We start from the raw sequence: 12,535 nt of genomic DNA, 5'->3' as shown, positions 1-12,535 counted from the left end.
TTACACTCCATTATACAGACTTTCCATCAATTCCGTAACTGCTTCAGTCCGCGATATCTCTGCATTTACTTTGATTGCACAGCACTTGGTCACAGATTCACACAATGATTGAAAAGACTCAATAATTTGTTTTCTTTTCTCTGAATCTGTTTCCTTATCTACCCGGGAATTCCTTTCGCCGCGTTGTTCTAACCTTCTCAATACGGTTTCCGTTCCTATTTGCATATATACAGATTTAACTTCTAGTTGCGATCCATCTACAGATAAAATTTTATTATAATTTGAAGTCACTTCATGCTGGTCTCCAGTTCCAAAGGATAGAGAAATTGCTGCCTGTAGCAAGCCTTCGTCAAATATAATATAATCACACTTTGCGTTTTTTATTGCCGTGAGTTTTGTTGTAATGTTAATACATTGAGATAGTTTTTCAGCAAAGGCTACATAGCCATTATCCTTCACCAAATCAGATATCCTTTTAGATTTTGCTGGGTGAAAAACAGAATACCTAATATACTGTTCAAGTTTAAATATCTTCCTCATGAACGAACTAAAATTGTGATCAAGATCATAACTCGGCTCATATACCTTATATCCGCTTTCTCTCAGCTTATCTGCCAACATATGAGATACTGTACTTTTTCCACAACCGGGCAATCCAAAAAAGTCCAACACAACCGGATGTTTTAAATCACCTGCCATATAGCATCCATAGCCTCTCCAAAAGTAATAGACTTATCTCTTGATGTATCTATTTCTACACAATGACAGTTTGAATACATAGCTCTCACTGCCACTTTCTTATTATCAATTTCATCTACCGTCATTTCGGGCTTACGGGCAATAGCAACCTCGGTAGGAACCATCAACTTCAGAAATAAATCAGGAGCATTGGTATATGCCGATTCATATATCCGTTGCTCATACCTTGCAGCTATCCCATACAAGCCTTTGTTTTCAATATACCTACTAAGCAACGGTCCATCAGAATATCCTGCAATTTCTGTTTGAGGATATCGATCTATGAGTACCAGCATACCACTGTTCCTAGCCTTACTGATTTTATGCAATTTTGTTTTCTTTTCTTTGGCCAGTGTTACAGCCCAAACCACCTTTGCAAAGGAATATAGTCTCACTTTCAATGAAATTTTCTTTTTGCTCTCTTTATTAGAATCAAGCTCCTTATCTACCGAATGACCAACACCCTTGCCTCCGACCTTTTTTGCTATCAATTTCATAGGTTTACGAAGTAGTGAACTGCTACCATCCCCACTACCCAAATATTCTGCCTTAACATCAAGTTTCTTCTTGAATTCTTTTTTTACATATGCAAGAGTTGTTGATTTACCGGCACCGTCGCATCCAAGAAATGCAACAACAGCACCACCGCTCGGTGAAACACGTCTAGATGGCGAATTTATAGACACCCCTAATCTTCTCTTTAGGCCACCAACAAGCCAGAATATTTCTCTCCTAGTTCTCATATAGGTAGAACCCCAAGATGAATATCCCTTATAAGGCTTTAGTGCCTTCTTTCCTTTTTTGTGCAGGGTAGAAAACTGCGATTTTTTGTGTAAATCTACCTGGAGCAGTTTATCAATTTCTGCAGCACATGCAGCCCCTAAAAACTGCTTGGCTACATCAAAGACCTTTTCTCTATTTGCCCTTTCTCTGAGCCATACAAGCTCTATTGTATCGTCAGAGCCCAATTTCTTTCCAAAATCTCTTTTTCTGCGCTTCATGGCGATCCGAATCAATAGAAGAAAGTATTCGTCTTCAATAGAAGAACAGAAAATTCCCGTTTTATCACGCATTCTGCGTTCCAAAATCGCATTCTGCCAATTAGTTGTGTAGCCTTTTAAGTGCTTTTCACCAAAGGTCATGCGATAATGTGTATGTAAATGCCAAATCTTTGCAGTCTCCACGTCAAAGCCAATATAATCCTCTATTGCGTTATACTGCATAAGAGGAACATCTCGAAAACGCTTCAATCCAAGACCACTCAGTACATGGTCAAGCAAACACCTCTGCTCTGGCAAAAAGAGGACATCAAGATCTGTTTCACCGTTTAACGCCTCTTCCAAATGCTCATTGCTCTTCCAATGGCAATATATGATATTATTCTCATCAAATGCCTTAAGCATTTGTCTTATTGACTCAAGCATCCTTATCTCCTCTATTCCATCACATTATCTCAGTAGCTTCTCGTATTCTGCATAATACCTTTGATGCATAGCTTTCAACGAGAAGGTGGCGACAACAGCATCTCTGCACTTTGCACCACGTTCTTCTAGTACATCATCACTTGTTTGTATAATCTCTTTGATTTTCTGTACCCACATGGCTTTATCAAACGGTAATATATCAATCGCATCACACGCTCTAAGGATTTCTTTATGTGGATCAATATCAGAAACAACAGCAGGCAGCCTTACTGCCATCGCCTCCAAAACGCTCACAGGCAGTCCTTCTATGGAAGATGTTGACACATATACATCCGAATCTGCCAATAATGTGAACAATTCTTCTCTTGGAATCAACCCGGTCAAAACCACCTTGTCGCTCATTCCATACGCTTGTATTAAATTTCTAATTTTTCCGTTTGGGTCTTCTGCACCAATCAGCACTAATTCATAATCCAGGTTGATGTCATGGAAAACATCGATCATAAATTCATGCCTTTTCAGTGGTATCATTCGTGCGACATAAACGAAGCGTTTTCTTCGGCATTTTTTTATTTTGTGATTTGAAATAATATGATCTATTCGATCAATGTCAACGCCATTTTCTATGTAAGTTATTCGACTACCCTTTAGTTTTTTCACTAAACCCGGGTATGCCGTATATGAGGTAGCGCTTACATTATTTATGCGTTTAGCATGCAAAGCATTAAATAAGCTCGCTATTTTGTTCTGCAAATTATATGCTGGAAATTGACTATGAACAGTAAATAACGTTTTCTTTGCATATCCAGAGAAAAAAGTAGCTAAATTAAAATAGGCAGCTGACTTGCTCTGATGCAAGTGGACAATAAAATCAAGTTGTGAAGCCTTACATTCAGACAATATTCGCTTCATTGTTTGCCTAATTGCTTTCGAATTAAATCCGGTGAAAGTAATATCTAAATCCTCAGGTATGCTATTGATAATTTTTGCTGAATCACACACAATTACATACTGTTTGAGATCCTTATCTTGATTGTGACGATACAAAACAAATTCATTCCACGGCATACTTGTCTCTGACAGATTGTCAAGCACCGTAATAACAGCATACCTTTCCATTGGTTTTCCTTTCTACTCTGATATTATTGGGAGTTCGCTAATATCTCTCCGATTTTCTCTAGATACGCCTTCACAACGATCTGTCTGCTAAATTCTTTTCCAACCTTTGCTCGACCGACCAGTCCCATCGCTTTGCGTTCTTCATTTTGCATATTAAGGAACTTCTCTACAGTCTCAACAAGCTCGTCTACATTACCGCCGTGATAAATAAAACCACTCTTGCCTTTATCAACAGTTTCCTTACAACCAGGGTTATCTGTGGTGATCAGTGGTCTACCCGAACTTGCATTTTCAAGAAGTACATTCGACATTCCCTCACCATAAGTGGAAGGATGAATAATCGCATGAGCACGAGTTATAAATGGCTTTACATCCTTCTGGCTACCATGATAAAAAATAATGCCTTGCTCTCCAAGTTTCTTCAATTCCACATCGTAGTGTGATTCTGTAGGCTCAATAAATCCGTACATATTGAATTCTGTGTTTGGATATTTCGCCTTAATTCTCTTGGCACACTCAATGTAGTCATCCACACCTTTATCATGCATCACACGACCGAAGTAATTAAAACGCACAGTTTCTCCCGCAAGACCATTCCCTCCATCTGGATAGTCCTGAACAGGGTAACGTTCGAGTGCAACACCAGAACCGGGTATCAGCTTACATTCACCCTTGACCATTCCAGATTCTTGCGCTAACTTCATGTTCGTGGAGTTTTGGAACATGATACATTCAGCACCACGATAGGCAAATTTGAAAAGTCCCATAATAAAACTACGCATAAGCCTAGTCTTATGCAGGACACTACCAAAGCCAGTTACATTGTTGATGTACGGAATACCACAAGTTCTTGCAGCGATACTTCCATATACGCCAGGCTTTGCTGTGTATGTCAAAACGACATCGGGCTTATGTTTTTTGAAAAGCTTTCTATAATGTTTAAGCAGCTTGAAGTCTGCTACAACATTCGTTCCTCGACGGTCGATGATCGGGTCATCATATATATACTGATAATCCTGCATCAGTTCGAATTTCTCACCATACGGACAGGAAATGAGCATTTCATATCCCTCTCCGAGGATGCCGTCAATCAATTCCTTGCGGAAACAGTACACATCGTCGTCATTATTTGTAAGTAATGCAATTAAAGGTTTATCCCTACTCATACCTATAACTCCTCTTTATGTAAAGAAGCCACAAACTCCAGCTCTCCAGTAGCATCTGCCTCATAATCTTTGCCAAGCACCGCAAACATAGTCTTAAGCATGGTGCCGATATCTCCCCAGAAGCTAAACTTCTCAATGCTCCTCAAGTTGTAATACATCTTTCTGGGAAGCACTTCTTCTACATAGACATCATCCACATTCGCAACATCATCAAGCAATTTATCTTCATCCTTATAGAGAATGCACGCCTCAGATGTAACTCCTGCCGGAAGAAGCAGTGTTGCCATCATCACAGGCGCATACTGATTCACATACTTCACGACTTCTGGACGTGTTCCGACAAACGTCATATCTCCGAAGAATACATCGATCAGTTGACTGATCTCATCCAGGCGGCATTTGCGAATCAAACTGCCTACTCTTGTGACACGGCAATCATTCTTCAAAGTGATTAGACTGCCCTTCTTGTCGGCATTATTGATCATTGTGCGGAATTTATGAATACGGAACCGTTTGCCATATGCAGTCACTCTCTCCTGTCTATAAAATATCGGACCGTGAGAGTCAACTTTGATTGCAATCGCCAGAATTAAAAAAACGGGCGAAAGAACCGCCAGCATGATCGCAGAGATAAAAATGTCAAACAGACGCTTTATTACCAAGCTGAATTTTTTCTTACAGAGGATATCGTAATAATATCGAACTTCTTCTGTTTGCATTTCTAATGGCAATTCTTCCCATTTTTTAAGCATCTATTTTTTCTCATTCCTTTTAAATATAAGATTTCAAAATCTCACAATATTTTTCAATAACATAATCTACATCATCATCTGTCAGTTTTGTATGAAGCGGCAGCGTAATTTCATTCTCATAATGCGCATAGGTATTCGGGTAATCCTTAATGTCAAACCCAAGATCTTTATATGCTGTAAATAAAGGCAATGGCTTGTAGTGAACATTACACGATACCCCTACTTCTGCCATTTTTATAATGATTTCATTACGCTGCTCACTATTCACTCCAGGTATCCTTGTAATATAGAGATGTCCGCTTGAACTATAATTCTCTGTATAGTGATTTAGCACTTGAATTCCTAATGGTTTCAATACCGCATCATATTGAGTGATGATTTCTTGTCTGCGTTTCAACATTCCCGGGTACCGCTCAAATTGTGCTAATCCCATCGCAGCTGCTATATCTGTCATATTGCATTTATACCAAGTCCCAACAATGTCATATTCCCATGCCCCAAGCTGCGTCTTTGCCAGAGCATCTTTGGACTGTCCATGAAGGCTTAATAACTGTGCCTGATAATAAATAGCTTCATCCTCTATCCCTTCAACCGATTTCCAAGTCATTGCTCCTCCTTCTGCAGTCACAAAGTTCTTTACCGCATGAAAGGAGAAGTTCGTTATATCCGCAACATTTCCAACCCGCTTATCATGCCACTCAGCACCAAACGCATGAGCTGCATCTGCCATGACAATGACTCTTCCATAAACTTTTTGAATCTCATTATTCGCATGAAATAGCCTTTTCTTTCTCTCGACAATTTCATAAATGCGCTCATAATCGCAAGGAATTCCACCTAAATCAATAGGGATGACTACTTTAGTTTTTTCTGTTATGGCTTCCTCTAAAGCTTCGTAATTCATTTCTAAACTATCTTTCTGACAATCTACAAGAATCAGTTTAGCTCCCACGTGACATACAACAGAAGCTGTTGCTGTATAGGTATAGGCACAGGTAATAACCTCATCCCCTTCCCCTATTCCTAAAATACGAAGGGCGGTCTCTGCACAGGCTGTTTGAGAATTGAGACACACACATTTTTTTGTCCCAACCCACTCCGCAATCTCTTGCTCCAGTTTTTTTGTCTTTGGTCCAGTCGTAATCCACCCCGAACGAAGAGCATCGGTCACTTCCGCAATTTCTGCTTCAGTAATATCAGGTGGGCTAAATGGTATACTTCTCATATTTTCCCTCTTCTCTTATTTAAACTTTTTCTAATATGTTTTCGTTTAACTTCTTTACTTTTATTCCTTCAATATCATCCTGCTTCTTCTTAGGATGATAGGTTGGAATAATCTCAGAAACTAGCTGTTTAATTGTTGAGCTGTTTGTGTAACTGGCTTCTGATAAGATCTCGACTTGATTCATAAACTGTTCCACATCAAAAGCAATGGGCTTTGCGATATGGATCAGTTGGTTTGGGGTTGTTTGTAACCCTTCTTCTGCCATCAGTTTCTCTTCATATAATTTCTCACCGGGTCTCAATCCGGTATACTCAATCTGGATATCCACATTCGGCTTATAACCCGACAGTTTAATCAGATTTCTTGCCAATGTATCAATCTTCACGGGATCTCCCATATCTAAGACGAAGATTTCTCCTCCCTTAGCATAGGTTCCGGCTTGCAAGACCAAGCTCACAGCTTCCGGAATCGTCATGAAGTATCGAATAATATCCGGGTGCGTTACCGTTACCGGCCCACCTTCTGCAATTTGTTTCTTAAACAAAGGAATTACTGATCCGTTACTTCCTAACACGTTTCCAAAGCGTACTGCCACAAACTCAGTTTTAATCTTATTTTCTTGAATCTCTTGGATTGGATTCCATGTATGCGACCAAAGCTGAGGAAGAAGATGATAGCTTCCGGTCTGACTGATCTGGTTCATACTCTGAATCACCATCTCACACAGCCGTTTACTTGCCCCCATAATGTTTGTAGGATTGACTGCTTTATCGGTGCTGATAAGGACAAATCGCTGACAGCCATTCTTTAATGCTGCATACGCCGTCTTATATGTACCGATGACGTTGTTCTTAATCGCTTCATTGGGGCTCCCTTCCATCAATGGGACATGTTTATGCGCTGCCGCATGATAGACAATATCTGGTTTATACGTTTCAAAGACACTATCAATTCTTCGGCTATCTCTGACAGAGCCAATTAAAACAACCAAGTTCAACTCTGGATATTTCCGTTTTAATTCCTGTTCAATGTCATAAGCATTGTTTTCATAGATTTCAAAAAGAATGAGTTGTTGAGGATGATGGCCTGCGATCTGACGGCATAACTCGCTGCCAATGGATCCTCCGCCCCCAGTAACTAAGATTGTCTTCCCTTTCAAGTGTTCAAAGATTTCATCCATATTAACTTGAATGGGTTCTCTTCCTAAGAGATCTTCCACGGCCACTTCTTTCATCTTGGAGAAAGCGACATCGCCATTGACCATCTGGTAGATTCCTGGAAGCATCTTCAGCTCACAGCCTGTTTCTTTACAGATATTCAGAATATCGCGTTTTGCTTTTGCTTTAGCACTCGGAATCGCCACCAGAATCTGTTGGATTTCGTATTTCTCAACATTGACTAAGATATCATCCCGGCCTCCGACAATCGGAACTCCGTCAATGAAGCGTCCCCATTTATTTGGATTGTCATCAATGATGCATTGAACCTTGCCTACATCAAATTCCGTTCGTTGAACATCTCGTAAGATCAGTCGTCCAGCATCCCCCGCTCCAATCAACATGATGTTCTTTTCCTGTTTCTTTTTATGGGCTTTTTCTCGACGACTTCTTTCTAATAAAACAAACCGATAAGAGAAACGAATTCCAATGGTTAAACTGAATTGGATAATCATCCCAAACAAGTAGTAAGACGTTGGCATCGGCTGAAAGAACGTCATGATTCCTAAAGCATGAAGAATTCCTGTCACTATCGTCGCAGCTGTGACTCTTAACAGTTCACTGTATCCCGCAAAGCGCCATAAACTGCGATAGAGCTTCAAACTAAAAAAGACAAGTAAACAGATCACTGTATAAATAGGTATGAATTGCATCCATGCATTTAAGTAACTCCGAGGAATCCTTGTAAACTGACAATCAAAGCGAAACCATAAGGCAAGCAGATATGCTAAGTTCACGGTGAAAGCATCATAAACAATCAGGTACAAAGAGATCACATGCCAGTGTTCAATCTTTCGTTTTCTCTCTTGCATTTTTTCTCTCCCCCTTTTCCCCAACTAAAAAACGACTCTTGTCAAAACCACAAAAATCGTTTCTTCTTTTTCTCTATTTCTTGGTATTTCACTCGGATTTCTTTATTGTCCAAAAGTTTCTCTGGATTCTCTTCTGTCAATTGCTTTGCGACGCTCACTCCAAACTCGTTTTCGAGTAAGTCATAAGCTTCCTTTAAAATTAATGGTCGGTATTCATTATGCGCATCACTCGCAACGAAGCTAACGAAACCATGTTCAATCATAGAAAACAAGATCTTCTTCGTTTCCTTTTTGAATAAGCTATTCTGATTTGATTGAAGACAATAGCCTTCCTTCAACCAGCGCAAACAAAAGTTGGGATCTTCTTGTACGTAGTGATATCGCTCAGGATGAGCGATGATAATCTGATACTTCAGAGATAATTCATAGAGAATCTCATCATATTCATCCTTGTAACTCTGAAATGGAAACTCAACGAGAATGGTTTTGGATTCTGCCAAGGTTAAGATGTCTCCCTTTTCAAATAATTCTGGCAAATCAGGGTGAATATAAAGTTCATTCCCTAAGTGAAGTTTAATCGAACCTTGATAAGCTTGTTTTAGTTCATTGAATCGTTTCACCAACTCTGAAGCTTTAATCCGAAATTCGCCATTCTTCATGAAATGGGGTGTCATAATCAACTCTGTTATCCCATCTTCTTCTGCTTGTTTTAATAAAGCTAAGGATTCTTCTAAGCTTTGACTACCATCATCCACTCCAGGTACTAAATGGCTGTGAATATCAATCATTTCTTTTTGCCGCTTTTCTTATTCAATGAACCTAACAAATTCGGTTGTTTCTTTTTATTTGGAGCTTTCTTCTGACTGTCACTGTAACGATAGCCATAGCTGTTATAGTACTTCTTCTGAACTGGCATCATCGTCATGACAATCCCAATCACGTTGACTTGGGTCTGTTCTAACTGATCCTTCACTCGCAGTAATTCCTTACGGTCATTGCGATTAGAAGCACACACAAGAATTGTCCCATCACAATAACTGGCCGCTACCACACCATCGGTGACTAAGCCCACTGGAGGGCAATCCAACAAAATCAAATCATATTCTTCTCTTCGTTCATCAATAAATACTTTTAACGCATTCGACTGAATGAACTCGGAAGCAAAGGGGATCTTTGTCCCCGCGGTAATCACATCCACATGTTCATAAGGTTGTAACACAACCTCTTCAAACTCTGCTTGATGGCCTATAATATCTGAGATGCCCTTTTTATTCTTTAGTTTCAGCTTCTTATGGATCGTAGGCATTCTTAAGTCCAAATCAATGACAAGAACTTTCTTTTGAAGCTGAGCATAAACCATCGCCAAGTTTAAGACACAAGTGCTTTTCCCTTCCTGCGCTGTTGTGGATATAATATTAATTACTTTCATATCCTTATCGAAATTGCGCATTAAGATATTGGTTCTTAAGGTACGATAGGCTTCCGATGCAGGAGCATCTGGATCGGTTAATGTAATCAATTCATCCCCGACTCTTAACATTACTCTGTCCCCCCTGCATTCATATCTGGAATCAATCCAATAATCGGATAATCAAAGATCTGTTTCATTTCTTCTTCGGTTCGAATATTACGATCATTCAATAAGAGATACACCACGATGCAGCCATCAATGACACAGCCAAGCAGAAACCCAATCAAGGTATTCTTAAGATTGGATGGGCTGGATTTTTGTTCAGGCACTTTCGCAGAATTTAATACTGTGACGTTTTCAATATTCATGATCGTGACGATCTTTCTTCGGAAAACTGAAACAATTTCATTCGCGATATTGGCTGAAAGCTTAGGATCTTTCGTTTCTACTGAGATCTTAATGACTTCTGTATCTTTGACCGAAGAGATACTGACCATACCTAAATAAGATGTATGGTCAATTCCGTCTTGATCTAATTTCAAATTTTGGATGACATCATCACTAATCGCTTCACTCTTTAAGATTTCACTATAGGTATTGACCAGCTTTTGCGATGTCTGAAGATCATTGTAGCTGATCTGTTGACTGTCTGGATTCGACTTCTGGACAATAATCAGCTTCGCTTCTGCGGTATACTTCTTGGGTATCAGAAACAAAGTCACTAAAGCGGCAACAATCGAGGTCGCCAAGATGATCAAAGCGAAAGGTTTGAAATGCTTCTTCACAATTCCAAACACCCGCGAAAGATCAATTTCAATTTCGTCGTTTTCGTACATTTTCTATCTCCCTTTTTCTCTTCTCTATATAAAAAGAATCCTATCTTCAGGATCCTCCAAATTGATTTTGTATGCTTCTTTCTAATTGAACGATATTGGAACTCGGTTGATAACTCTCATCTTCATAGATATTCCAATGGAGTTCCTTCGCTAGATCCTCATAATTTTCCATCATATAGATTGGACCGAATCCATTGTATTCAATGACTTTCTCAATCGAATCCATCCCTTTCGATGGGATCTGAAATTGGTCAATATGCTTTAAATCAAAACTCAACAAGGAAGTGATATCATTTTTGATCTCGTTATTCGTTAAGTTGGTTTCCACATAAGGAAGCATTTCATCCACGATTTCCATTAATTCAAACACATTCTTTTTGGATAACTTCTCTAAGATTTTCAGAATGACTTCATTTTGTCGATCCATACGATGAAAGTCATCATCCACTTCACGAATACGGCAATAACCCAGCGCTTGTTTTCCTTTCAGGTGAAAGACATTTTCATCCCGAGTCGCCCCTAAATTCATCACTTGTGTAGCTAAGAGTCCATCTGGTAGTGTTATATCTATACCACCGACTAAATCAATTAATGCCTCTAACGCTTCAAAACTAAAACCTACATATTGAGTGATATCCAAGTCAAAGTTATAATTCAATGTTTTCACTGCCAGTTCCGACCCGCCTCGCCAATGGGCATGGTTGAGCTTATCATAATCATTGTAGGGTTCTGGAATGTAGACTAACGTATCTCGCTGCAAAGAAGTAATTTTTATCTTCTTGGAATCAAAATCTAAAGAAATAATCTTTATGGCATCAGAACGCTCCATCTCATAGTCATTCCACTGAGCTTTTCTGGCATTGTCAGAGCCAAATAAGGCAATATTCACTATACGGTGATTCTTAACTTGATCTAAGACTTCTTGGCTGACTAAGGCGTCTTCATTGGAAAGTTTCTTTGAACGAATCGTTCTATTCAATAAAGAATCGATATAGAGATTTCCACCTAGAACGAGAATGAGGATGAAAGAAGCAAGAATACCTATTACAATCAATAAGATCCTTGTTTTCTTGTCTTTTTTGTGGGGGCTTTTTTGTTTTTTCAATCTGTCACATCCTTTGGTCTATATAAAAAAGGTAGGCTTCGCCACCTCAAGCACACGATGAGTTTGTAAAAGATGATCTCGGATGAATCAAAAGTGCCGCAACAACTATTTGTTTTCTATCCGATTTTTTCAATTACTTCTAAGCCTATGATTAAGGCTATCGTTTGACCGCATAGCTGAACAGGCAATGTCGCTAAGCGTTGATGGCGTTTGATCTTCTGTATTTCTTTTTCGTGACCTTGTAAAGGACCTTTTTGGACATGAAGCTCCCGTTGTCGAATCACACCTGTTGAAAATCGTAGAATCTTTTGACTGTCTAACAATTGACTTAAACAAGCTTTCTCCTTATTAGATAAGCAATAATAAGTATCCGATTCTAACCGAATGAGTTCTGATCCCGATTTCTTTAAAGCAAGCCAGTCATTCAACTTTTGGGTAAATTGCGGTGGTGATTCCGGATCGCAGACCATAACCGTCCCTGGAAACAACAGCCGGTGAGTCATTGTCGTGAAATCTCCTTTTTTAAAGTACATTTCTTTCTTTGGGATAAAGGCGTTAAAGCCTGAATCAATCAGGATTTCTTTTACTTTCGCTTCTTCAAATCGTTCCGTTTCAATAAAATACCAGTTCAACCCTTCACCCCCTTTAATAAAAAAACGACCGCTTCTCTCGCCACCCGCGAAGTTGTCAACAAGTCTGTAATTTAAAGTAGACTTTTATTGACATTAAA

General features: G+C 39.3%; 12 protein-coding genes. All 12 read right to left on the bottom strand.

The window, feature by feature from the left end:
* Positions 1 to 699 (bottom strand): AAA family ATPase, encoded by a 699-nt coding sequence (locus tag MCG46_RS08405; RefSeq protein WP_240279305.1) that lies wholly within the window; start codon positions 697 to 699, stop codon positions 1 to 3.
* On the bottom strand, positions 684 to 2,162 hold the full coding sequence (locus MCG46_RS08400) for a hypothetical protein (RefSeq protein WP_240279303.1): 1,479 nt from the start codon (positions 2,160 to 2,162) through the stop codon (positions 684 to 686). Before MCG46_RS08400 ends, MCG46_RS08405 begins: the two co-directional genes overlap by 16 nt.
* 24 nt (positions 2,163 to 2,186) lie before the next feature.
* The gene (locus MCG46_RS08395) at positions 2,187 to 3,281 is read right to left on the bottom strand and encodes a glycosyltransferase family 4 protein (RefSeq protein WP_240279302.1); all 1,095 of its coding nucleotides are present in this window, start codon (positions 3,279 to 3,281) and stop codon (positions 2,187 to 2,189) included.
* Between the two features lie 23 nt (positions 3,282 to 3,304).
* Positions 3,305 to 4,447 (bottom strand): glycosyltransferase family 4 protein, encoded by a 1,143-nt coding sequence (locus MCG46_RS08390; RefSeq protein WP_240279300.1) that lies wholly within the window; start codon positions 4,445 to 4,447, stop codon positions 3,305 to 3,307.
* A 2-nt stretch (positions 4,448 to 4,449) separates the two neighbouring features.
* The gene (locus MCG46_RS08385) at positions 4,450 to 5,199 is read right to left on the bottom strand and encodes a sugar transferase (protein ID WP_240279299.1); all 750 of its coding nucleotides are present in this window, start codon (positions 5,197 to 5,199) and stop codon (positions 4,450 to 4,452) included.
* A gap of 19 nt (positions 5,200 to 5,218) precedes the next feature.
* Positions 5,219 to 6,424, bottom strand: coding sequence for a DegT/DnrJ/EryC1/StrS family aminotransferase (locus MCG46_RS08380; RefSeq protein WP_240279298.1), 1,206 nt, complete (start codon positions 6,422 to 6,424; stop codon positions 5,219 to 5,221).
* Between the two features lie 19 nt (positions 6,425 to 6,443).
* The gene (locus MCG46_RS08375; RefSeq protein ID WP_240279297.1) at positions 6,444 to 8,453 is read right to left on the bottom strand and encodes a nucleoside-diphosphate sugar epimerase/dehydratase; all 2,010 of its coding nucleotides are present in this window, start codon (positions 8,451 to 8,453) and stop codon (positions 6,444 to 6,446) included.
* A 41-nt stretch (positions 8,454 to 8,494) separates the two neighbouring features.
* Positions 8,495 to 9,241, bottom strand: a complete 747-nt coding sequence (locus MCG46_RS08370) for a tyrosine-protein phosphatase (RefSeq protein WP_240279292.1) — start codon at positions 9,239 to 9,241, stop codon at positions 8,495 to 8,497.
* Positions 9,238 to 9,993: a CpsD/CapB family tyrosine-protein kinase gene (locus tag MCG46_RS08365; RefSeq protein WP_240279290.1), complete on the bottom strand. Its 756-nt coding sequence runs from the start codon at positions 9,991 to 9,993 to the stop codon at positions 9,238 to 9,240. The genes MCG46_RS08370 and MCG46_RS08365 overlap by 4 nt, the downstream gene beginning before the upstream one ends.
* Positions 9,993 to 10,700 (bottom strand): YveK family protein, encoded by a 708-nt coding sequence (locus MCG46_RS08360; RefSeq protein ID WP_240279288.1) that lies wholly within the window; start codon positions 10,698 to 10,700, stop codon positions 9,993 to 9,995. Before MCG46_RS08360 ends, MCG46_RS08365 begins: the two co-directional genes overlap by 1 nt.
* Before the next feature lie 46 nt (positions 10,701 to 10,746).
* A complete protein-coding gene (locus tag MCG46_RS08355) occupies positions 10,747 to 11,805 on the bottom strand; it encodes an LCP family protein (protein ID WP_240279286.1) in 1,059 nt (352 codons plus the stop codon).
* Between the two features lie 116 nt (positions 11,806 to 11,921).
* On the bottom strand, positions 11,922 to 12,437 hold the full coding sequence (gene nusG / locus MCG46_RS08350) for a transcription termination/antitermination protein NusG (RefSeq protein ID WP_240279285.1): 516 nt from the start codon (positions 12,435 to 12,437) through the stop codon (positions 11,922 to 11,924).
* Between the last annotated feature and the right edge of the window lie 98 nt (positions 12,438 to 12,535).

Origin of the sequence: Holdemania massiliensis (genome assembly GCF_022440805.1) — a bacterium.
Lineage (GTDB): Bacteria > Bacillota_I > Bacilli_A > Erysipelotrichales > Erysipelotrichaceae > Holdemania > Holdemania massiliensis_A.
The sequence above is the reverse complement of the archived record's forward strand: the minus strand, read 5'-3'. Positions and strand labels throughout refer to the sequence as shown.